Genomic DNA, 22498 nt, shown 5'->3' with positions numbered 1-22498 from the left:
CACGCCCCCTTCTTCGCTTCCTTTCCTCTTCCCGTCCGCCGTCCGCCGTCCGCCCCAGCCGAAGGCTTCCGATGACTCCTTTCACCTTTCCCAGCCTGTCGTTCGAGTTCTTCCCACCCAGTAGCGAGGCCGGTACGCAGAGCCTGTGGAGCGGGCTCCGCCGAGTCGAGGCGCTCTCCCCGTCCTTCGTCTCCGTCACGTACGGCGCCGGCGGCTCCTCGCGCGACAACACGATCGACCTGAGCCGCCGCATCGCGACCGAGACCTCGCTGCGCCCCGTGGCCCACCTGACCGCGGTGGACCACTCCGTCACCGAACTCCGCCACATCATCGGCCGGTACGCGGACGCCGGAGTGCAGGACATACTCGCGCTGCGGGGCGACCCCCCGGGCAACCCCCGCGGCCCCTGGAACCGTCACGCCGAGGGCATCACCTACGCCCACGAGCTCGTCGCGCTCATCAAGGAGCTCGGGGAGTTCTCGGTCGGCGTGGCCGCGTTCCCCGAACGGCACCCCCGCTCGTCCGACTGGGACAGCGACATCCGGCATCTGGTCGCCAAGTGCCGGGCGGGCGCCGACTACGCGATCACCCAGATGTTCTTCCACGTCGACGACTACCTGAGGCTCCGGGACCGGGTGGCCGCCGCGGGCTGCGACACCCCGATCGTTCCGCAGATCATGCCGGCCCTGGACGTCCGGCAGATCAGCAGATTCGCCCAGCTCAGCAACGCCGTCTTCCCCGACGAACTGGCCGGGCGCCTGGAGGCGGCCCGCGACAACCCGGCGGAATCGCACCGCATCGGCGTCGCGTACGCCACCGACATGGCCGCCCGCCTGCTCAAGGAGGGCGCCCCCGGCCTGCACTACGTCACGCTCAACCGGGTCTCGGCCGCACTGGAGATCCATCACAACGTCGGCTCCCCGGCGCAGGCTCCCGCCGCCTCCCCGGCTCTGGCGGCCACCCCGTAGGACGACCGGAGCCGCCGTGGCCCCCCGACGGTCGAAACCCCCGCTGCCCCCGGCGGGGGTTTCGACCGTCGGGCCACGCGTCCAGACGCGGGATGAGGCCGTTCGCGGCCGCGAGGGGCCGGCCGGGCGCTTACGCCGCCACGACGCCGCGCTCGCTAGCGTGCCCCTGGGCGACGAGCTCCGCCGGCGAACCCGGCAGACGAACCCGGCAGACGAAAAGGCCCTCCGATGCGGAGGGCCTCACGGTCGTGCGGTCGGTGGCGCCCCCGGCAGGACTCGAACCTGCGGCCAAGCGCTTAGAAGGCGCCTGCTCTATCCACTGAGCTACGGGGGCCGGGAGTCCTGATCGGTGGTTCCGTGGCCGTGCCGGGACAAGGATAGGGCTCCGATCCCCTGGACCCGGTTGCTTCACCTGCGTGGCACGATGTGGAGGTTCGGTGAAGCGAACCGATAATCGCAGGTAGGTGCGATTCCTGCACCGCTTTTCGCTCCCCTCGCGCCGGGTGTTGTGCACTCGTTATGCCCCCGCCCCACTCGTCCCCTCTGTCCTGACTCTGTCCAGAGGGTGGAACCGCCGCGCAGAGGGGTCTATACGCTTCAAAAAGGCTTCAAAATTGGGCATTCTTCGCATGTGGTGACCATGGACGTACGGCCTCAGCTCATCGACGCACTTTCCGCCCTGCGCGACCGTGTCGCCGCCGTGCGTCTCCCACTGCCCCTGCCGGGGGCCGAACGCGCCCGGCAGACCAGGGTCGAACTCCTCGCCCAGCTCGACGACTACCTCCTGCCACGCCTCAAGGACCCCGAGGCGCCGCTGCTCGCCGTGATCGGAGGATCCACCGGAGCCGGGAAGTCCACCCTGGTCAACTCACTGGTGGGGTGCCGGGTCAGCGAGGCCGGGGTACTGCGGCCCACCACCCGGACGCCGGTGCTGGTCTGCCACCCGGACGATCACCACTGGTTCGCCGGCGTACGGGTGCTGCCGCAGCTCACCCGGATCTGGCTGCCGCCGGGGCAGACGCCCGACCCGGACGGGCTTGACGACCTCGCCGCACGCGGGGAGGACGGGGAGACCGCCCTGCGGGTGGAGACCGCGCTCAGCCTCCCCCGCGGACTCGCCCTGCTGGACGCCCCCGACATCGACTCGCTCGTCGTCCGCAACCGCGTCCTCGCCGCCGAACTCGTCTGCGCCGCCGACGTCTGGGTGATGGTCACCACCGCCTCGCGCTATGCCGACGCGGTGCCCTGGCACCTGCTGCGTACCGCGAAGGAGTACGACGCCGCCCTCGTCACCGTCCTCGACCGGGTGCCCCACCAGGTGATCGCCGAGGTGTCGCGGCAGTACGCGGCGCTGTTGACCCGGGCCGGACTCGGGGACGTACCCCGGTTCACCATCCCGGAGCTGCCCGAGTCCACGGGCGGCGGCAGCGGGCTGCTGCCCGCCAGTGCCGTCGCCCCGCTGAGCGCCTGGCTCGCCCATCGCGCCCAGGACCCCGCCGCCCGGCAGCAGGCGGTGGGGCGCACCGCCTCCGGCGTCATCCAGTCGCTCAACGTACGGATGCCCGCACTGGCCTCCGCCGTCGCCGCCCAGTACGCCGCCTCCGTCCGGCTGACCGGGGTGGTCGAGGAGGCGTACGGCAAGGAGGCCGCCCGGATCCGCCGCCGCCTGGGGAGCGGGGCGGTGCTCTCCGGGGACGCGCGGACCCGGTGGCGCGGCTACCCGCTCTACAGCACGCCCGAGGAACTCCTCGAAGCCCTCGTCGACAGCCTGGTGGCCCTGCTCCAGTGCTCGGTCTCCGCCGCCGACGAACAGATCCGCACCCAGTGGTGCCGCGAGCCCGCCGGTGCGCTGTTCCGGTTCGAGGACGCGGGGCGGGAGGCCGGGGGCTGGGGGCCCGCCGAGGACGTCGAGGGGCGGATCGCCGTCGCCGTACGCCGGTGGCGGCGGGTCCTGGAGGAGCTGGCCGAGGAGGAGGTGCGCCAGCTCGACCGCAGCGTCGCGCCCGCTCCCGAGACCGTCGCCGCACTGCTCGCGGCCGCCCTCCTCGGCGGGCGACGCGCCCGTGCTGCGGGGGAGCAGCTCGCCGAACGCATCGGCGCCCAGGGCGCGCTGCGCCTCCGTGACAAGGGCGGGGAGCTGCTGACGGCCTACCTCGACCAGGTCCTCGGCAGCGAACGCGAACGCCGCCTCGCCCCGCTCGACGCGCTCGACGTCACCCCCGAACCCCAGGCCGAGCTGATCGCCGCGCTTTCCGTACTGCAGAAGGAGAGGTGGCAGCGATGACTGCCGTCACGGACGAGGACCAGGGCAACGACAGCGACAGCGGCACAGGGAAGACGGACGGGCGCGAGGGCGGGCGCAAGGACGGACGCTGGGACGACGGGCTCATCGCCCGGCGCGCGGCCGCGGCCGAGGCCCGCGAGGCCGGGGAGCCGGAGTCCCCCGCGCCCGCCGAGGACGACGCGGAGCCGCAGGTCGAGGCGTACGCCCCCGCCGACGGTCCGCTGCCCCCCCGGCTCGACGCCCTGCGCGAACTCGTCGGGCTCTCCCGGGCCCGGCTCGACCGGGACACCCTCGCCGAGGCGGGACGCGTGCTGGACGAGGCCGCCGCCCGGCAGCGGCTCTCCTCGCGGCACACGGTCATCGCCGTCGCGGGAGCCACCGGCAGCGGGAAGTCGACCCTGTTCAACGCGCTCGCCGGGGCCCCGATCTCCGACACCGGGCTGCGCCGGCCCACCACCTCCCAGCCCATCGCGTGCAGCTGGACCGACGGGGCCGCCGGCCTGCTGGACCGCCTCGCCGTCCCGGGCCGGCTGCGCCGCAGGCCCCACCCGGGGCCGGCCGCCTTCGACGAGGCGCTCCAGGGGCTCGTCCTGGTCGACCTGCCCGACCACGACTCGGCGGCCACCGAGCACCGCGCCCAGGTGGACCGGGTCCTGGCCCTGGTCGACGCGGTGATCTGGGTCGTCGACCCGGAGAAGTACGCCGACGCCGCCCTCCACGAGCGTTATCTGCGCCCGCTCGCCGGACACGCGGAGGTCACCTTCGTCGTCCTGAACCAGACCGACCGGCTGCCCGGCGAGGCGGCCGACCTCGTCCTCGACGACCTGCGCCGCCTCCTCGACGAGGACGGCATCGCCCTCGGCGAGCACGGCGAACCCGGCGCCACCGTCATGTCCCTGTCCGCGCTCACCGGCGACGGGGTGCCCGAACTCCGCGAGATGATCGGCCGGTTCGTCCAGGACCGCACCGCCGCGACCCGCCGCCTCTCCGCCGACGTCGACGCGGCGGCGGCACGGCTGCGCCCGGTGTACGTGGCCGAGGGGCGGCCCGGACTCGGCGAGCGGGCCCGCGACGAGTTCACCGACCGGCTGGCCGAGGCCGTCGGCTCTGCGGCCGCCGGACAGGCCGCCGAGCGGGAGTGGCGCCGGAACGCGAGCCGGGCCTGCGGGACGCCGTGGCTGCGGCTCTGGCGCTGGTACGAGAACCGGGGCCTGCCCGGCAGCCTGGACCGGTTGGGCCAGGCGCTCACCCCGCCCGAGGAGGAGCTGACGGCCCGGCAGCGGGTCGAGCAGGCGGTGCGGATCGTCGCGGACGACGCCGCCGACGGACTGCCGGGACCCTGGGCGCAGGCGGTGCGCGAGGCCGCGTTCAACGGGGCTCGGGGGTTGCCCGAGGCGCTGGACGAACTGGCGGTCAAGGCCGGAGCGCCCGGCGCGTCCAAGCGGGGCGGCGGCAGGGAGGAGGGGCGGAGCACGGTCGGCGGCCCCCCGCTCGTCGGCGCCCCGCTCGGTGGCCGGCCGGCCAAGCCGCCCCGGCCGAAGTGGTGGCCGGCCGCGGTGCTGGCCCAGGTGTCGATGACGCTGCTCCAGATCTTCGGCGGCCTGTGGCTGGTCGGCCAGATCATCGGCGTCCTGGAACCGGGGCTCGTCACGCCCGCGCTCATCATGCTGGCGGGCGTCGTCGGCGGCCCACTGGTGGAGTGGGCCTGCGCCGCGGCCATCCGGGGACCGGCCAGGCGGTACGGGCAGGACGCCGAGCGGCGGCTGCGCGAGGCGGCGGCCGGGTGCGGCCGGGCCAGGGTCCTGGACCCGGTCGCGGCTGAGCTGGTGCGCTACCGGGAAGTGCGCGAGCGGTACGTGACGGTGACGGAGTTTTCCACAACCGGCCGGTAGTCCACAGGCCCCGACGCGATTCCCGCCCGGCGTCCACCATGGAGACCGTACGCACAGCGGCGTCACCCGACGCCGCACGGAGCGAGTCGAAGCGGTTTCGGAGCGCTTCGAAGTGGTTCGGAGCGGTTCGAAGCGTCGACAAGGAAAGCGGGGGCGGGAAATGAACGAGACCTTGGTGACCCTGGTGGGTAACGCGGCGACGGCGGTGGACTTCCGGGAGACGGCCACGGGAGGAATGGCGCGATTCCGTTTCGCCGTCACCCCGCGCCGCTGGGACCGCGAGAAACAGCTCTGGGCCGACGGCCGCACCAGCTTCTACACCGTCTGGTCCTGGCGCACGCTCGCCGCGAACCTCGCCGGTTCCGTTTCGGTCGGAGAACCCCTGGTGGTGCACGGCCGGTTGAAGGTCCGCGAGGAGGAACAGGCCGGTCAGCGGCGGACGTTCGTCGATGTGGAGGCCGTCGCCGTCGGCCACGACCTGAGCCGAGGGACGGCCGCTTTCCGCCGGGCAGCCCGAGCGGAACCAGTTCTGACGGAGCGTCCGGAACGGATCACGGACGGCGATACGGACCACCTTCGCACGGACCGGGAACACGTCGGCGAAATGGCGGCGGTGTCCTGAAAAGACTGTTCGCGGCGGTCGACCTGGGCGATAACGATTCCGATTCGGAATGGTTGGCGAAGGGCGGTACGGGGGAATCACCTTCGCCCGTTCTCTAGGATTCCCAGTGCTCACGGGTCACTTGGGTCTGCTGGCGAGGCATTCCCCCACACGCGCACCATGCGCGAGGGCCTCGCCCGGAGGGGAATTCTGTGCTTTCTGTGTCTTCCGCGTCCGCGGCGCCGTCCGGCACGACAGGGGCGCCCCCCGGCCGCGGGATCCGCCGCCCGGTCGCCGCGCTGCTGCTCTCCGGTCTTGTCGGCACCGCCGCACTCGTCGGCGCCGGACCGGCGGCGGCCGACGAGCCGGGCCGGCACCACGGCGGCGCGGCCGCGGTGCTCGACGGACTGAAGACCTTCGACAGCGCCGTGCTCCGCATCGCGGGGAAGGACCGGGCGCCCGACCGGACCCAGGAACTGCCCGCCGGACTCTTCGAGATGACCGTGGACGGCGGCGGAAAGCTCAAGACCTACGGCATCGACCTCCACAACCCCACCCAGGACCAGGCGAAGTACCTGGAGACCCCCTGGGCCGAGACCTCGCTCGGCGGCAACCGGAACGCCGGGAAGATCCGCTGGATCCTCCAGCACTCCTACCCCCAGGTCGACGACCTGGCGGCGCTCGCCGAGGCGGCCGGCACCGGTCCGCTGACCGAGCGGACCGCCGCCGCCGGGACCCAGGTCGCCATCTGGCGCTACTCGGACAACGCCGACGTCACCGCGTCGGACAGGCAGGCGGAGAAGCTCGCCGACTGGCTGCAGCGCAACGCGCGCGCGACGAAGGAGCCCCGGGCCGCTCTGACTTCGGAGCCGGCCGCCGTCTCCGGCCGGGCCGGTGAGCGGATCGGTCCCGTGACCGTCCGCACCGCCGCGGACCAGGTCTCGGTGTCGCCCCCGGTCGACGCGGCGGCCAGCGGCGTCCAGGTCACCGACAAGAAGGGCGCCCCCGTCACCGAGGCGTCGGACGGGGACCGGCTCTACTTCGCCGTGCCGAAGGACACCGCCGACGGAACCGCCTCCCTGACGCTCCAGGCCACCACGTCCGTGCCGGTCGGCCGGGCCTTCGCCGGGACCGGCCGCACCCAGGCCCAGATCCTGGCCGGCTCCAGCGAGTCCACCGTCTCCGCCCGGGCCACCGCCACCTGGGCCGAGACCGGCGCGGTCCCCGCGCTGACCGCGCGGAAGAACTGCGCGAAGGGCGGTGTGGACGTCACCGCCGCCAACCGGGGCGACGACCCCTTCGCCTTCGAGCCGGCCGGCGTCGAGTACACCGTCGCCGCCGGGGAGACCCGTACGGTGACGGTCCCCGTCGCCGAGGACCAGGCGTACGACTTCACCATCACCGGGCCCGCCGGGTTCGGCCGCACCTTCACCGGGACGCTGGACTGCGCCACCAGCGGCAGCGTCCTGGAGAAGGAGAGCGAGGAGGCGGGCGGCGCGGGCAACGACGTGGGCACGCAGAGCGCCCAGCGGTCCGCCCCGGCCACGACCGGCTCCGGTGCGTCGGGGCTGGAGGGCGACCTCGCCGCCACGGGTGGCTCCAGCGCCACCCCGATGCTCGCCGCCGTCGCCATCGGACTGCTCGTCGTGGGTGGCGGCGCGGTCTTCCTGCTCCGCCGGAGGAAGCCGCACACCGACGGTGAGTGAGCACCCGCGCGCATGAGGTGACCGGGGGTCCGGTGCCGGTGGGTGGACGGGTTTCCGTCCGGGGGCGGGTGTCAGGCAAGATGGGTGTATCTGCCCACACCTCTATTGCTGCCGGACGGTTTCTCTTGGCTGAGTACATCTACACCATGCGCAAGACGCGCAAAGCGCACGGCGACAAGGTGATTCTCGATGACGTCAACCTGAACTTCCTGCCCGGCGCGAAGATCGGTGTCGTGGGGCCCAACGGCGCCGGTAAGTCCACGGTGCTGAAGATCATGGCGGGCCTGGAGCAGCCGTCCAACGGTGACGCGTTCCTGTCGCCCGGCTTCAGCGTCGGCATCCTCATGCAGGAGCCGAAGCTGGACGAGGAGAAGACCGTCCTGGAGAACGTCCAGGACGGCGCCGCCGAGATCATGGGCAAGCTCCACCGCTTCAACGAGGTCGCCGAGCTGATGGCGACCGACTACTCCGACGCGCTGATGGAGGAGATGGGCAAGCTCCAAGAGGACCTGGACCACGCGAACGCGTGGGACCTGGACGCTCAGCTGGAGCAGGCCATGGACGCCCTGGGCTGCCCGCCCGGCGACTGGCCCGTCACCAACCTCTCCGGTGGCGAGAAGCGCCGTGTGGCGCTCTGCAAGCTGCTCATCGAGGCCCCGGACCTGCTCCTCCTCGACGAGCCCACCAACCACCTGGACGCCGAGTCGGTGAACTGGCTGGAGCAGCACCTCTCGAAGTACGCGGGCTGCGTCATCGCCGTCACCCACGACCGGTACTTCCTGAACAACGTCGCCGAGTGGATCCTCGAACTCGACCGGGGCCGCGCGATCGCCTACGAGGGCAACTACTCCACGTACCTGGAGAAGAAGCAGACCCGTCTCAAGGTCGAGGGCCGCAAGGACGAGAAGCGCCAGAAGCGGCTCAAGGAAGAGCTGGAGTGGGTCCGGTCCAACGCCAAGGGCCGCCAGACCAAGTCCAAGGCCCGTCTCGCCCGGTACGAGGAGATGGCGGCCGAGGCGGACAAGATGCGGAAGCTGGACTTCGAGGAGATCCAGATTCCGCCGGGCCCGCGGCTCGGTTCCATCGTCGTCGAGGTCGAGAACCTCTCGAAGGCCTTCGGCGACAAGGTCCTCATCGACGACCTGTCGTTCACGCTGCCCCGTAACGGCATCGTCGGCATCATCGGTCCGAACGGCGCGGGCAAGACCACGCTGTTCAAGATGATCCAGGGCCTGGAGACGCCGGACAGCGGCGCCATCAAGGTCGGCGACACGGTCAAGATCTCCTACGTCGACCAGTCCCGCGCCAACATCGACCCGAAGAAGACCCTCTGGGCCGTCGTCTCGGACGAGCTGGACTACATCAACGTCGGCCAGGTCGAGATGCCGTCCCGCGCCTACGTCTCCGCGTTCGGCTTCAAGGGCCCGGACCAGCAGAAGCCGGCCGGCGTCCTGTCCGGTGGTGAGCGCAACCGCCTCAACCTCGCGCTGACGCTCAAGGAGGGCGGCAACCTGCTGCTCCTCGACGAGCCCACCAACGACCTCGACGTCGAGACGCTCTCCTCGCTGGAGAACGCCCTCCTGGAGTTCCCGGGCGCCGCTGTGGTCATCTCCCACGACCGCTGGTTCCTGGACCGCGTCGCCACGCACATCCTCGCCTACGAGGGTGACTCCAAGTGGTACTGGTTCGAGGGCAACTTCGAGTCGTACGAGAAGAACAAGATCGAGCGGCTCGGCGCGGACGCGGCCCGCCCGCACCGTGCCACGTACAAGAAGCTCACGCGAGGCTGATCGTCTTGGCTCGTCATCTCTACAGCTGCCCCCTGCGCTGGTCGGACATGGATGCCTTCGGCCACGTCAACAACGTGGTCTTCCTCCGCTACCTGGAGGAGGCGCGCATCGACTTCATGTTCCGGCTGGCGCCCGGGGACGGTTCGCCGTCGTTCTCGGGCGGGTCCGTCGTGGCCCGTCACGAGATCGACTACGTACGGCCGCTGGTCCACCGGCACGAGCCGGTGACCGTCGAGTCGTGGGTCACGAAGATAGGCGCCGCGTCCCTGACGATCGCCTATGAGATCAAGGACCCCGAGCAGGTGTACGTTCGCGCCTCGACCGTCGTCGTGCCGTACGACCTGGCGGCGGAGCGGCCTCGGCGGATCTCCGCCGAGGAGAAGCTCTTCCTCCAGCAGTACCTGGCAGAGGAGCCCGCCGCGGCATGACCGTGCCCGTGCAGTCGCTGCGCTTCGCCGACCCGAGGGAGGCGGCGGATCTCGCCGCCTTCCTCGGCCGGCTGCTCCACTACGACCGCGCCGCCGCGGTCCGGTTGCAGGCGGGCGGCGGCGACGCACTGGCCGTGTTCGGCCGTCCGCCCTCCTTCGAGGTCCTCGCCATCCGCACCGCCCGCCTGGCCCGCCCCGAGACGCTCGACGTCACGGTGTCGGCCGGGGAGCTGCTGGAGTCCCTCGACGTTTCCGGTGAGGCCGGAGCGGAGGGGCCCGGTGCCGGTGCGGGGGGTTCGCTGCCCGCGCCCGTCACCGGGCCGCCGTGGACCGGGGTCCTGCCGCCCCGGGGGCCCTGGCGGGAGGAGGCCGGTCTGCCCCGGCCGGACGCCCTGCGCACCGCGCTCGACCTGGCCGTCGCCGAATTCCGTACCCGGGACGAGGCGCTGCCCGAGGAGTCGCGCACCCGCGCCGAGCGGGACCGGATCGGCCGCGAGATCTGGTCCCGGCAGGTCGGGGCGACGGGGCTGCCCCTGCGCGCCGTGCACGCCGCCCAGTCGCTCGGCTTCCTGCGCCCCGACCCCGACTTCCCCGTCTCGCTGCTCTCGGCCGGCGGCGCGGGCGGCTGGCTGCGGCTGCGGACGCCCTTCGGCTCCATCGCGCTGCGCCGCGACCCGGCCGGCGGCCTGGGCGGTCCCGGCGGGCTCAGCCTCTCCGTCGGGCACGGCTAGGGCGTTTCCGCCGCCCCTCGGTCAGCCGGAACCGTCCTGCCCGCCCGCTACTCCTTCTCCGGTGCTTCCTGCGAAGGCCCGCCCTGCGAAGGCCCGCCCCGGTTCTCCGGCGCCCCGTGTGCGTCGGGCCAGACGCCGATGTGGTCCTGCTCCAGCTCCAGCAGCACCCGGTGTTCCATGCCCAGCGTCCGCGTGTAGTCCGCGGGCAACTGGAGCCGTCCCGCCCGGTCGAGCATGGCGTACTCCCGGGCCACCTGCGACTCCTGGCCCGTCGCCGCGTCCACCTCCGTGCGGCGCAGCACCTCGGAGGACGTACGGCCGTCGCGGATGGCGACCGTACGGCGCACCTCGCTCGCGACCGCCTGGTCATGGGTGACGATCACGATCGAGGTGCCCAACTCCTCGTTGGCGCGCCGGAACGCGGCGAAGACCTGCTCCCCGGTGGCCGAGTCCAGCTCACCGGTCGGTTCGTCCGCCAGCAGCACCGACGGGTCGTTGGCCAGCGCCACCGCGATGGCCACCCGCTGCTGCTGCCCGCCGGAGAGCTGCTGGGGCCGCCGGTCGCGGCAGTCCGCGATGTCGAGCATGGCGAGCAACGACTCGGCGCGGGACGCCCGTTCACGCTTGCTCCCGCCGCCGCGCAGCTGCATGGGCAGGGTGATGTTCTGGACCGCCGTGAGATACGGGAGCAGATTGCGGGCGGTCTGCTGCCAGACGAACCCGACCACGTCCCGGCGGTAGCGCAGCCGTTCCTTCGGGCCCATCGACAGCAGATCGCAGCCCGCGACCTTCGCCGAGCCGGCCGTCGGCACGTCCAGCCCCGCCAGGATGTTCATCAGCGTCGACTTGCCGCTGCCCGACGCCCCCACCAGAGCCATCAACTCGCCCTCGGTGACCAGCAGATCGAGGCCCTGGAGGGCCTGCACCTCCACCCCGTCCGTGGTGAAGATCCGCACCACCCGGTCGCAGGCGATCAGCGCGTCGTGCCCGTAGGAAGGGCGGTCCCGGCGGGCCGCGGCCCGCTGCTCCAGCTCCGCCAGCGTCGTCTCGGCCGCGCGGGCCGTGCCTGCCGTCTCGGTGGACGAGGTCATCGGGAGTCTCCTGCCCTGAGTTCGGTGATCGATCCGCGGCGGCTCGCCCACCACGCCTGGACGCCCGCGACCGCCGCGGCGAGTGCCACGACCCCGGCGGCCGGCAGCCCCAGCGACCAGAGGTCGGTGCGCAGCGTGACCGGGCTCGTGTCCGCTCCGGCGACGCCCGCGAGCGCCAGCGGCACGAGGTCGATGCCGGGGGAGAGCAGGGCGATGGTCGCCCAGCCGGTGAGCAGTCCGCCGCCCGCCGCCAGCAGCGCCTGCGGTGTCGCCTCGAAGGCCAGCAGCCGCCTGCCCTGTCCGGTGGTGAGCCCCATCGTCCGCAGCCGCGCCAGCAGTGTCCTGCGCTCCGGCGCGGTCTGGAGCAGCGACAGCAGGACGGCCAGCAGGGCGTATCCGGCGCCCGCCGCGACGGCCGCGAGGTAGATCCGCTCGGCCCCCGCCTGCATCGGGGTGTTCACGTACCGCGCGCGCTCCTCGGAACGCAGCTGTACGACGAAGTCCTTGCCGCTCCCGCCGACCGCCGCGCGGAGTTCCCCGGGGTCCGGGGCGCCGGTGAGCAGCAGGGTGGTGGGCGTTTTCTGCTCCAGGGAGGCGGAGTTGACGACCAGGAAGTTCGTGGAGGCGAGCGAGGCCACGCGCGAGACGGTCCCCACGATCCGGACCTTGAAGTCCCCGGACAGTGTGTCGACCGCGTGCGGCTCCGTGCCCAGCCGTGCCGCCACCGCCGGCGAGGCGATGGCCGGCAGCACACGCCCGGGACCGGACTTCGCGCCCTCGGGGAGCGGGGCCGAGGAGCCGGTGGCCCGCAGCCGGCCGACCGGGAAGTCCGGCAGCCCGGTCGTGCGGGCCAGCCGGGTGTACGAGGCCGGGTCGACGCCCACCAGGGCCGCCGTCCTCGCCCCACCCGAGCCGCCCGCGTCTTCGGCGTCGCCGCCGCCCGTTCCCGTACCCGTCCGCGTACCGGCGTCGGAACCGGTGGCGTCCGCGTCGCCGTCACCGGCCGCCCCCTCCGGCAGGGCCACGCCGTACTCGATCCGTAGCGACGCGGCGCTCCGCACCCCGTCCAGGTCGCGCACCGAGCGGTCCAGCTCGCCGGGCAGCGTCGCCCGCTCGCTCCTGCCGCTGATCCGGGCGTCCGCGCCGACGGCCGTCAGCGCCGCGTCGTCCCGAGCCTCCCCGATCCCGGCGACCACCGAGCCGCCGAGCGCCGCCGGGGCCAACGCCAGCAGCAGGGCCAGCAGCGGCAGCGCCCCGCCCGCCGAGGACCGCCCGGCGCGGGCGAGCGAGAGGAAGCCGATCGCCCCGCGCAGCCGGGCCATGGGGCGCGCGGCGAGCCGCAGGGGCAGCGGATAGAGCCGTACGAGCACGAGTGCCGCGATCAGCGCGACCAGCACGGGCGCGGCGCTGACCAGCAGATCGGTGCCGCCCCCGGTCGACGTGCCGCGTCGGCGCAGCGCCGTCACCGCGCCGACCACGAGCACGAGCAGGGTCAGCTCGGCGACGGTCCGCCGACGCGAGGGCCGGGCACTCACCATGTCCTCGCGGGCCCCGTGCAGCGCGGGCCGGATGTGCTGGAGCGTCGTCCGCAGGGGCAGGGCGACGCACACCAGAAGACCGACGCCGGCCGCCGCCAGGGCCCCCGGCCACCAGCGGCCCTCGCCCACGAGCAGCATCGCGAGCAGCAGTCCCAGTGCGCTCGCGGGCAGCACGGTCACCGCGGTCTCCGCGAGCAGCCGCCCGCCGATGCCGCGCAGCGAGCCGCCGCGCGAGCGCATCAGCGCCAGTTCGGCCTTGCGGCGGGCGGCGATCAGGGCGCCCGTCATCACCAGGACGACGGCGGCCACGGAGCCGATGCCGAGGGCGGCGACCGCGATCACGGGGCTGATCGCGTCGCGCATCCGCGCGTTGGCCTCCACGATGTGGCCGAGGCCGGTGGCGACGTCCGCGGTGCCCCCGGCGATCTCCCGCACCTTCAGCAGCCCGGGGCCGCTCTCCAGCGACGCGATGACGGACGTCAGCCGGGCGCCGTCGGGGCCGGTGAGCTCGGAGGCGTCGGGCGGGATGCGCCAGAAGAGTGTCGGTTCGGTGGGCGTGCTCAGCAGCGCGGGCCCGGCGTCCTCGGCCAGCAGGACGGTGCCGGTCCAGTAGTACTGCGGGAAGGGGCTCTCGGGGTCCGGGACCAGGGACGGGGTGCGCAGCAGCGGATCGGCGGACCAGTAGCCGCCGCGCGGGTCACGGGGGGCGACGATGCCCGTGACGGTCACCATGAGCGGACCGCGGGTCGCGGTGGGCAGCTTCAGGGTCGCGCCGACCCTCACCTTCAGCGCCGCCGCCGTCTCCTCCGTCACCGCGCCCTGCACCGCACGGGAGGATGAGGTCACCTCGGCGGGCGTCGCCGGCCAGGCGCCCGAGACCAGGGTGGCGTGCTCCTTCAGCCCCGTCTGCGCCGTGTACGAGAGCCGCGGCGGCACCGTGTCGGGCCTCGGCAGCCAGGGCTCGGTCGCGAGGACCGGCTTCATGGTGCGTATCCCGTACGCGACGGACGGCGTGTCCGCGCGCAACGGCGCGGGCAGGGCTTTCAGCAGCGCCCCGCCGACCCGCGCCAGCCCGGGGCTCCGCACCTCGGCGTCCCGCTGTTCCCGCGGCAGTTCGAGCCCGGGCTGGGGGCGGGAGACCTCCACGGCGCCGCGGCCCGCGTCGGCCGTCCGGATGTCGTGGCGCAGCCCCTTCGTCTCGTACGCGTCCACGGCTCGCGGGAACGCGGCGGCGAGGAACGCCGTCACCAGGACCAGCACCGCCAGGGCCACCGCCGCGCCGGGCGCGGTGCGCAGCCGGGTCCGTATCCAGGGGGCGTTGGCCGCCCGGTTGCCGTCACTCATGTCAGTGGTCCCCCTGGTGGCGCAGTGTGACCGCCGGGTCCCCGCGGCGCAGCGCCATCGTCGCGACGATCAGGAGCGGCAGGGCGGCCACTCCGGCCAGCAGCGCCGCGACCTGCCCGGCCGGCAGCTCGACCAGCACCGGCGGAACGGGCCGGTCGGCCTGCCCGGTCAGCACGATGAGCGGGACGACGGCCCGGGTCAGCACCGTGCCGATGCCGAGCCCGATCAGCAGGGCGAGGGCGATCAGCACGCCCTGTTCGGCGGCGATCATGCGGGCCAGTTGGCGGCGCGGCGCGCCGAGCGCCCGCAACACGCCGAGTTCCGCGGACCGTTCGCGCCGGGACCCCGACGCGCTGACCGCGAAGCCGACCGCCGCCAGCGCGGCGGCGACCACGGCGACGGCCGGCAGCGCCGACTGCGGCCCCGCCCCCAGCGGGTCGTCCACCAGCCGCTGCACGGCCTCCGCCCGGACCAGCACCTGGGCCGGGTCGGTGTCCGGCAGGGCGCGCAGAGCGGCGGCCACCTTCGCGGCGTCCCCCGGGCCCGCGCTCAGCCACCACTCGGTCGCCTCGATCGTGGCGGTCTCCCGGTGGGCCAGGACCTCGGTGACGGCCTTGAGGTCCAGCAGCAGTGCGCCGCCGCCCGCCGTCGGGTCCGTGGCGCCGGACAGCTCGGCGGCCCCGGTGGTCGGCAGCCGCCGCACCGACTCCGCCAGGGTCACCCGGACGGTGTTCCCGGCCAGGGTGAGGTCGATCTCGTCGCCCAGCTTCGCGCTGGTGCTCTTCAGATAGGCGTCCGTCGCGACGGCCTTGACCACCGAGGCCTTCGGCCGGTCGGCGGTGATCCGCAGGGTGCTGGTGGTCTGCTCCCAGACGTCCTCGCTCTCCACGCCGGTGTCGTACGTGAAGTCCGGCAGGCCCGAGGTCCCGTTGCGCACCGGCGGCTTGCCCGGCCGGCTCTCACCGAGCTCGGTGAGAGCCATCGACGCGTCCCAGCGCACCGATCCGGACGCCGGCACCGGGCGTTCCGAGCCGGAGCCGGAGCCGGAGCCGGAGCCCGTGACCACGCGTACGTCGCTCACCGCGACCCGGCGCTTCTGCGCGCGCTCGAACGGCGGTTCGTCGTCCACCTCGAAGCCGGTCACGGCCAGACCACCCGCCGCCGACACCGGCACGGACACCGGGACCGGGCGGCCGTCCACGGGCACGGGGCCGGCCAGGAAACGGTAGGGGAGGCCGTAGCGGTCCTCCAGGAGCACGGTGACCACCGGCGGATCCTCGCCCGGACCCGCGGCGGACCCGGAGCGCTTCGGCGACACCGTCGTGATCCGCAGGTCCAGCTTCAGCCGGGTGCTGTCCTTCGGGAGGACGAGCCCGGGGCGCGCGGCCCGCTCCGGGGCGATCGCCTCGAAGAGCCGACGCGGGCTCTCGTCGGCGAGGTCGGGGCGCATCAGCATCCGCTCGTCCGCGTGGGCGGTGTCCAGGGCGAGGATCTCGGCCGTGCGCCCCCCGGACGCCTCCACGGTCGCCCGGAAGGCGGGGGCCGCCCGGCGTACCCCTTCCAGGCCGCTGTACGCCCCGGCCGTCGCCGGACCGCTGTCCTGCCCGCCCACCAGCCGGACCGAGGCGCCGGAGCCGAAGTCCGCCTGATCGGACTGCGAACGGTTCCACGAGGCGCTCTGCCCGATCGCGAGCATGCCCATCGCGACCGACAGGACGAGCAGCAGCACCGGCCCAGCGCCGCGCAACGGGCGGCGGCTGAACTGCCAGCCCGCCAGGGCCGCGGGCAGCCCCCGGCCCTTGGCCGCACGCCGTTCGGCGAGTTTCGCGGCGGGCGGCAGCAGGCGCAGCGTGAGGACCGTTCCGGCGAGCAGTGCGAGGGCCGGGGCGGTGACCAGCAGGGGGTCGACCCCGAGGTCGCCCGCCCGGTCGCCGGTGAGCGCCCCGCCGCCGGCCTGCCGGTCCAGCTGCCAGTACGCCACCGCCGCGATCAGGAGCAGCCCGAGGTCCGCGCCCGCCCGCACCGGTCCTGGCAGTGCGGCGGCCCGGGTCCCGCGCCCGCCCGCCCCGGCCGTCAGCGACGGGGCCACCACCGCCAGGGCGCAGGCCAGCGCGACGGCCGCGGAGACCAGCCACACGGTCCCGGTCGAGGCCTCGTCGACCTTCAGTCCGATCCGGGACAGGGCGCTGCGCTCGGCCAGCAGCCCGGTCAGCGGTCCCGCGAGCAGCGGGGCGACCACGGCGGCGGGCACGGCGAGCAACAGCGCCTCGATCGCGGCGAACGAGGTGATCCGGCCACGGGAACCGCCCCGGGCCCGCAGCAGCTCGCGCTCCCCGTCCCGCTCGCTGTTCAGCAGCCGGGCCACCAGCAGCAGGGCGTACGCGGCGAGCAGCACCAGCTGCACCGCGACGATCGTCAGCGTGGAACGGGACACCAGCAGCGCCCGGTCGAGCTGGTCGAGCACGGTCGGCAGCGACGTCCGCGCGGTGACGCCGGACGCGAAGTCCGGTGCGGCCTCCAGAGCCTTCGGGGCGCCCGCCGACGCGTCGCGCAGTCCCTCCATGGAGCCGGTGGTCAGCGTGGCGAAGTCGGCGGCCGCCAGCCAGGACGTCTGCCCGTGCGCGAGCGCGTCGGAGGCGAGGACCGAAGGATCGGTGAGCAGGGGGCCGTACGTCGTGAAGGCGAGCTTGCGCACCCCGCGCCCGCCGAGCGGGTCGAGCTGCCAGTACGGGTCGGACCGGTCGGCGGCCTCGTAGACGCCGGTGATCAGGATCCGCTGCTTCTTGTCGTCGCGCAGCCGGTCGGTGACGGTGAGCCGCGCGCCCGGCTTCAGCTTCAGCGCCTCGGCGGCGACGACGGGCAGGGCGACCTGGACGGGGCCGTCGCCGTCGGGGGAAGCGGCGGGCGCCCTGCCCCCGGTGATCCGCACCCGGTCGCGGTCGAGGGCGGCGAAGTGGGTGAGGTCGGGCTCGCCGCGCCGGGCGGCCGGGTCCTGAAGGCCCCGCGGCAGCGCGTACGACCCCGAACTCTCCAGCTTCCCCACCGTCACGGGCAGCCCGTCGAAGGCGTCGCGCGAGGCCTCGCGGACCGCCGCGTCGGCCTCCGCGCGCTCTTCGTGGTCCACCGAGGCCGAGACGACGAGGGCGGCGGAGGCGGCCGACCGGTGGGTGAGCGTGTGGCGCAGGGCCGCGTCGCCCACCGAACCGGAGAACGCGGTGAGCGCGGCCAGGACGGAGGTGGTCAGCAGGACGGCGAGGACGGCCGCGGAGAGCAGCAGGCGATGAGCCCGCACCCGCAGAAGGACGAAACCCGTCACCTGATCCCCCAGCCCCGGAAAACACACCGCGTGCGCACGCCCCCCGACGTACCGGCGATGCTTTCAGAGGCAACCGGGTTTCGGTAACCGCTTGCAGGTGCACCTTGATGCGATCGTGATCGTTATCCGGAGGTGGAACGTCGAATTCCGGAGTCACCCGGTCACGGACCGCCAACCTGCTCGCTCGCGGGCGGTCCGCCGGCGCCCGGAAGCGATCAGTCCGCGGTGTTGACCATGGAGGCGGCGGCGTACGTCAGGTAGTCCCACAACTGCCGTTCGTGCTCGGGCGCGAGCCCCAGCTCGTCCAGCGCGACCCGCATATGGGCGAGCCAGGCGTCATGGGCCGCCCGGTCCACCCGGAACGGCGCGTGCCGCATGCGCAGCCGCGGGTGGCCCCGGTTGTCGCTGTAGGTGCGCGGGCCGCCCCAGTACTGCATCAGGAACAGCGTGAACCGCTCCTCGGCCGGGCCGAGGTCCTCCTCCGGATACATCGGCCGCAGCAGCTCGTCGCCCGCCACGCCCTGGTAGAAGCGGTGGACCAGGCGCCGGAAGGTCGCCTCGCCGCCGACCTGCTCGTAGAAGGTCTGCTCCTGAAGCGTGTCGCGCGGAATCTCAGTCACCCGTCCATGGTCGCAGACGCACCGGCCGAGGACGGGGGTCCTAGGACCAACGGCCGGGACCCGGCCGCACTCCCTCTGGCCCGACCGGCCCCGGCGCAGGACAGTGGAGACATGGGTGCACACCGGCAAGGCCCCTCCCCGTCCGCCACCGAAGCCGAGGCCGACGCGGCGCGGGCCGCCCTCGTGCGGGAGATCGTCGCGCGGGGCGGACTCACCGACCCCGCCTGGCGCACCGCCTTCGCCGAGGTGCCCCGCCATCGGTTCGTGCCGTTCTACTACGTGCACGGAATCCGCGGCTTCGAACGCCTCTGGAGCGAGGACCCCGACCCCGAACGGCGCTCCCGCTGGCTGCGCGGTGTGTACGCGGACGGGCCGCTGGCCACCCGGCTCAAGGACGGCGAACTCGTCTCCTCCTCCAGCCAGCCGTCGCTGATGGCCCTGATGCTCGACGCCCTTGACGTGGCGGACGGACAGACGGTCCTGGAGATCGGCACCGGCCCCGGCTACAACGCGGGGCTGGTCGCCCACCGGCTCGGCGACTCCGCGGTGACCAGCGTCGATCTGGACCCGGAGATCACGGAGTCGGCGCGCGGGCATCTCGCCGCGGCCGGGTACCGCCCGACGGTGGTCACCGGGGACGGGGCCCGGGGCTGTCCGCGGTACGCCCCGTACGACCGGATCATCGCGACCTGCACCCTGCCCTCCGTACCCCGGAGCTGGCCGGAACAGTGCCGTCCGGGGGCGCGGATCCTCGCGCCGCTCGCCACCGGCCTGGTCTCGCTCCAGGTCCGCGCGGCGGCGCACGGCCCGCGCGCCGAGGGGCATTTCCTGCACACCCCGGCGTACTTCGTGCCCCTGCGCGGGGCGCTCCCGCTCCCCGGCGGGCTGCCGCATCTCGGCGGACTGCCGCGCCGGGTGGCCGGGGACGACCTGTTCCGGTTCCTCCTGACGCTGACCGCGGGCACCCTCGATCCGCACGAGGCCCTGTCCCTCTGGGAGCGCGAGGGGCGCCCGCAGCGGGAGAGGTACGGCATCACGGTCGGCCGGGAGGGGCAGTGGGCCTGGCTCGACGACCCGCAGGGCCCGTACACCTGGCCGCTCGCCGCCGGGTGAGGCGGTGTGCGGCCAGGTGCACGGGCCCTGGCGGAATCGGTCCGGGCGGCCTCGGCCTCAGTCCCGGCGGACCGTGATGGTCGTCCATGCCCCGACGTGCACCTGGTCGCCGTCCTGGAGCGGTACGGGAACGTAGGGCTGGATCGGCTCCTCGGCGCCGTTCAGCGTGGTGCCGTTGGTGGAGTTCTGGTCGACGACCGCCCAGCCGCCGTCGGGCTGCTGCACGAGTACCGCGTGCTGGTGCGAGACACCCGGGTCCTCCGGGGGCACCGACAGATCGACGTCGGGGGACTCGCCGGTGCTCTGCCGGCGACGCCCGATGGTGATCTGGCTGCCGGTCAGCGGAAGGCGCTGCTCCGGGGAGTACGCGGGCAGGTTCAGCCCGGTCGCCTCGGGGCCGCTGCGCTGCATCATCGCGAGGAAGTACGCCCGGTCCGGAGCGATCACGGCGGTCCAGGAGGCGGCCTGCTGGGGCCGGCCCTGGCCGGGCACCCCACCGTGCTGCTGACCCTGGTCGTACCCCTGGTCCTGGCTCTGGCCCTGCTGGCCCGGGTGCCCCTGGTGTCCCTGTCCCGGGTGCGCCGGTCCCTGGCCCTGGTGTCCCGGTCCCGGGCCCTGGTGGGGACCCGGCTGCTGGAACTGCTGGGGCGGCTGCGGCGGCTGGGCCTGCGAGGGCGGCGACAGCATCCAGTCGTCCCCGCCGCCGGTGTGCCCCGCCGACTGCGGCGGCGCGGGCGGCGCCGACTGCTGCTGCGCGAAGGGCGAGGCCTGCTGGGGCTCGAACGGCGAATGCGCCGGGGGCGCCGACTGCTGCTGCTCGAACGGCGAATGCGCCGAGGGCGCCGACTGCTGCTGCTCGAACGGCGAGCGCGTCGAGGGCTCTGCCTGCTGCTGCGGCGGGGGGCCCTGCTGCTGGAACGAGGGCGGCGGCGGGGGGCCCTGCTGCTGGAACGAGGGCGGCGGCGGGGGGCCCTGCTGGAACGACGGCGGCGGAGGCCCGCCCTGGCCGCCGCTGCCGTGCGGGCCGTTCTGCTCGGGGGTGAGCGGCTCGGCGGGACGGTTCATCTGCGAGGGGCGCGAGCCCTGGTAGTCGAACGGGTCGCGCTGCTGGGGCGCACCGGGCGGACCGCCCTGCCCACCGGGACCACCGGGGCCGGGCCGGCCGCCGGGGCCGCCCTGCCCGCCGGGGCCGTGCGCCTGGAAGCCGGGCGGCAGGTTGAGGCCGGGCGGCGGGCCGCTGGGCGTGCTGTGCTGCGGGGCCAGCGGGGTGTAGGAGGTCGCCGTGTTCGTGAGGAAGTTCCAGCGGCACTCCTCGCAGTACGGCGCCATCGCCTCACGCGGCGTGCGGCACTGCGGGCAGAGCTCCGCCTGCATGGTGGGCTGTCCGCCGCCGGTGCCGGCGCCCGGCTGCGGGTAGCCGTATCCGGGCGCGGGCGGCGGAGGGGGCGGCGGGGGCACCGCGCCCGCGGGCGCACCGCCGGTCGTCATGCGGTGTCCGCAGACCTCGCACCAGTCCTCGGAACCCGACTGGTGTCCGTTCGGGCAGGTCGGCATGTCGGCGCTTCCCCCTCTCCTCTTCCGGCCGCGGAGGCCGTCATGCTGTCGATCGCGGCGTCGTTGCTCAGCGAATGCGGGTGACTTCTCTGTGTTCACGGCGCGGTGGTCATCGGATGACCGCGCCGTGTTACTTCTTGACGCGAACGGTCTTGGTGGAGCGCGTTTCGAGGGTCATCTCGTCCGCTTCCGCGACCTTCGCCTTCAGTCGCACAGTACCTGTCGCGGCGTCGACGACGTCGACCACCTTCGAAAGCAGTTTCGCGGTGTCCTGGTTCCCGGACGCCGAAGCCAGTTGCACCGCACGCCCCAGTTTCGCCGTCGCGCCGTCGAAGTCGCCCGACTTGCGTGCGTCCAGGCCCTGCTGGATGACTTGTGCCAGTTCCGCCTGACCCGTGTAGTGCGCGACCTGCGGATTGATCGAGGTCGACGCCACCATGTCGTCCGTCCACACGGCCCGTACGAGACCCTGCGACAGCGTCTGCGGGGCGCCCGCGCCCGAGGGGTCGGGCAGGATCAGCGAGACCCGGGCGGCCAGCATCTCCTGGCCGATCCCGGCCTCCGGCACCAGGACGCACACGTGGTAGTCGCGGGACTCGTCGCCCCAGGAGCCGGTCGGGTAGTCCCCGGCCCGGGGGCCCGCCTCGGTGCGCCGCCCGGTCAGGTCCGCCACGGTCGGTGCGACCTGCTTCACGAACCGGATCTCCACCCCCACCGGCGTCCAGAGCCGCAGCGCCACGTCAGCGACCTCCTTGCCCATGGCGTTCTCCATCATCCGCGTGAAGTCCGCGGCCAGGCCGGAGGGGTCGGCGACGATGTCGGCCGTGCCGAGGAGAGCGGCGGCGACGGCGGTGACCTCCTTCACCTCCCAGTCGGTGCCCACCCCGCGGGCGTCGCAGGTGAACCGGCCCGCACAGGAGTCCAGGGCCGCCCGCAGATCCTCCGGGGCCTCGTGCTCGTTGCGGCCGTCGGTCAGCAGGATGCCGTGCCGGATGCCCGGGTCGGCCGTGCCCAGCAGCCGGTCGGCCAGCCGCAGCCAGGTGCCGATCGCGGTGCCCCCGCCCGCGCTCAGCCCCCGCAGGGCGTTCTTGGCCTGGGCCTTCGTCCGCGCGTCGGCGACCGCGAGCAGCCCGTTGCCCGGATAGACGTCCTTGGCCACATGCGTCCCGGCGACCACGGCGAACCGGGTGCCCTCGCGCAGGGTGTCGATGGCCGCCGCCGTCGCGTCGCGCGCGTTGCGCATCTTCGTCGGCGGGTAGTCCATCGAGCCCGAACAGTCGACCATCAGCACCACGGCCGCCCCGGGCCCCGCCCCGTACGCGGGTGAGGCAGGGGAAGAGGGCGCCGAATCGGCGAGCGGTATCCCGCCGGTGGTGCCCCCGCCGGTCGAGGTGACGGTGACGATCGCGTTGACCTCACGTCCGCCCTCGGGCAGGAACGCGTTCTGGTACACCTCGACGGAGAACTGCGGCACGTTCGACTTGGAGAAGTTGGCCATCTGGTCGGCTCCTTGAGGCTCCAC

15 protein-coding genes and 1 tRNA gene are annotated in these 22498 nt (G+C 73.8%); 9 read left to right on the top strand and 7 right to left on the bottom strand.

What is annotated here, in order from left to right; all coding sequences use genetic code 11:
- Nucleotides 1–71: 71 nt before the first annotated feature.
- Nucleotides 72–968: a methylenetetrahydrofolate reductase [NAD(P)H] gene (gene metF / locus ACFWRV_RS17850; RefSeq protein WP_384335319.1), complete on the top strand. Its 897-nt coding sequence runs from the start codon at nt 72–74 to the stop codon at nt 966–968.
- Between the two features lie 258 nt (nt 969–1226).
- On the opposite strand, the gene ACFWRV_RS17845 is transcribed toward metF, so the two are convergent.
- A tRNA-Arg gene (locus ACFWRV_RS17845) sits at nt 1227–1302 on the bottom strand.
- A gap of 306 nt (nt 1303–1608) precedes the next feature.
- Here ACFWRV_RS17845 and ACFWRV_RS17840 point away from each other — a divergent pair.
- The 7 genes from ACFWRV_RS17840 (at nt 1609) to ACFWRV_RS17810 (ending at nt 10400) form a co-directional block, all read left to right on the top strand.
- On the top strand, nt 1609–3252 hold the full coding sequence (locus tag ACFWRV_RS17840) for an ATP-binding protein (protein ID WP_384335317.1): 1644 nt from the start codon (nt 1609–1611) through the stop codon (nt 3250–3252).
- Nucleotides 3249–5144, top strand: coding sequence for a GTPase (locus tag ACFWRV_RS17835; RefSeq protein WP_384335314.1), 1896 nt, complete (start codon nt 3249–3251; stop codon nt 5142–5144). Before ACFWRV_RS17840 ends, ACFWRV_RS17835 begins: the two co-directional genes overlap by 4 nt.
- A gap of 160 nt (nt 5145–5304) precedes the next feature.
- A complete protein-coding gene (locus tag ACFWRV_RS17830; RefSeq protein ID WP_384335311.1) occupies nt 5305–5766 on the top strand; it encodes a single-stranded DNA-binding protein in 462 nt (153 codons plus the stop codon).
- A 191-nt stretch (nt 5767–5957) separates the two neighbouring features.
- Nucleotides 5958–7451, top strand: a complete 1494-nt coding sequence (locus ACFWRV_RS17825) for a TQXA domain-containing protein (RefSeq protein ID WP_384335308.1) — start codon at nt 5958–5960, stop codon at nt 7449–7451.
- A gap of 125 nt (nt 7452–7576) precedes the next feature.
- A complete protein-coding gene (gene ettA, locus ACFWRV_RS17820) occupies nt 7577–9241 on the top strand; it encodes an energy-dependent translational throttle protein EttA (protein WP_384335305.1) in 1665 nt (554 codons plus the stop codon).
- 5 nt (nt 9242–9246) lie between these two features.
- Nucleotides 9247–9669, top strand: coding sequence for a thioesterase family protein (locus ACFWRV_RS17815; protein ID WP_003969105.1), 423 nt, complete (start codon nt 9247–9249; stop codon nt 9667–9669).
- The gene (locus tag ACFWRV_RS17810) at nt 9666–10400 is read left to right on the top strand and encodes a hypothetical protein (protein WP_384335302.1); all 735 of its coding nucleotides are present in this window, start codon (nt 9666–9668) and stop codon (nt 10398–10400) included. Before ACFWRV_RS17815 ends, ACFWRV_RS17810 begins: the two co-directional genes overlap by 4 nt.
- 47 nt (nt 10401–10447) lie before the next feature.
- Here the strand turns inward: ACFWRV_RS17810 and ACFWRV_RS17805 are convergent, their stop codons facing one another.
- The 4 genes from ACFWRV_RS17805 to ACFWRV_RS17790 all read right to left on the bottom strand — a co-directional run bounded on the left by ACFWRV_RS17805 (nt 10448) and on the right by ACFWRV_RS17790 (nt 18309).
- A complete protein-coding gene (locus tag ACFWRV_RS17805) occupies nt 10448–11491 on the bottom strand; it encodes an ABC transporter ATP-binding protein (RefSeq protein WP_384335299.1) in 1044 nt (347 codons plus the stop codon).
- Complete coding sequence (locus tag ACFWRV_RS17800) at nt 11488–14373, bottom strand: ABC transporter permease (protein ID WP_384335296.1); 2886 nt, start codon at nt 14371–14373, stop codon at nt 11488–11490. The genes ACFWRV_RS17805 and ACFWRV_RS17800 overlap by 4 nt, the downstream gene beginning before the upstream one ends.
- Before the next feature lies 1 nt (nt 14374).
- Nucleotides 14375–17689: an FtsX-like permease family protein gene (locus tag ACFWRV_RS17795; protein ID WP_384335293.1), complete on the bottom strand. Its 3315-nt coding sequence runs from the start codon at nt 17687–17689 to the stop codon at nt 14375–14377.
- A 215-nt stretch (nt 17690–17904) separates the two neighbouring features.
- The gene (locus ACFWRV_RS17790) at nt 17905–18309 is read right to left on the bottom strand and encodes a globin (protein WP_384335290.1); all 405 of its coding nucleotides are present in this window, start codon (nt 18307–18309) and stop codon (nt 17905–17907) included.
- Between the two features lie 111 nt (nt 18310–18420).
- Between ACFWRV_RS17790 and ACFWRV_RS17785 the strand changes: the two genes are divergently transcribed.
- A complete protein-coding gene (locus ACFWRV_RS17785) occupies nt 18421–19422 on the top strand; it encodes a methyltransferase domain-containing protein (protein ID WP_384335287.1) in 1002 nt (333 codons plus the stop codon).
- 57 nt (nt 19423–19479) lie between these two features.
- Here the strand turns inward: ACFWRV_RS17785 and ACFWRV_RS17780 are convergent, their stop codons facing one another.
- Nucleotides 19480–20976, bottom strand: a complete 1497-nt coding sequence (locus tag ACFWRV_RS17780) for an FHA domain-containing protein (protein WP_384335284.1) — start codon at nt 20974–20976, stop codon at nt 19480–19482.
- A gap of 130 nt (nt 20977–21106) precedes the next feature.
- Nucleotides 21107–22474 (bottom strand): VWA domain-containing protein, encoded by a 1368-nt coding sequence (locus tag ACFWRV_RS17775; protein ID WP_384335281.1) that lies wholly within the window; start codon nt 22472–22474, stop codon nt 21107–21109.
- Between the last annotated feature and the right edge of the window lie 24 nt (nt 22475–22498).

The organism is Streptomyces sp. NPDC058576 (assembly GCF_042718715.1).
Taxonomy (GTDB): Bacteria; Actinomycetota; Actinomycetes; order Streptomycetales; family Streptomycetaceae; genus Streptomyces.
Note: the sequence above shows the minus strand (reverse complement) of the source record. Positions and strands in the feature narration are given on the sequence as shown.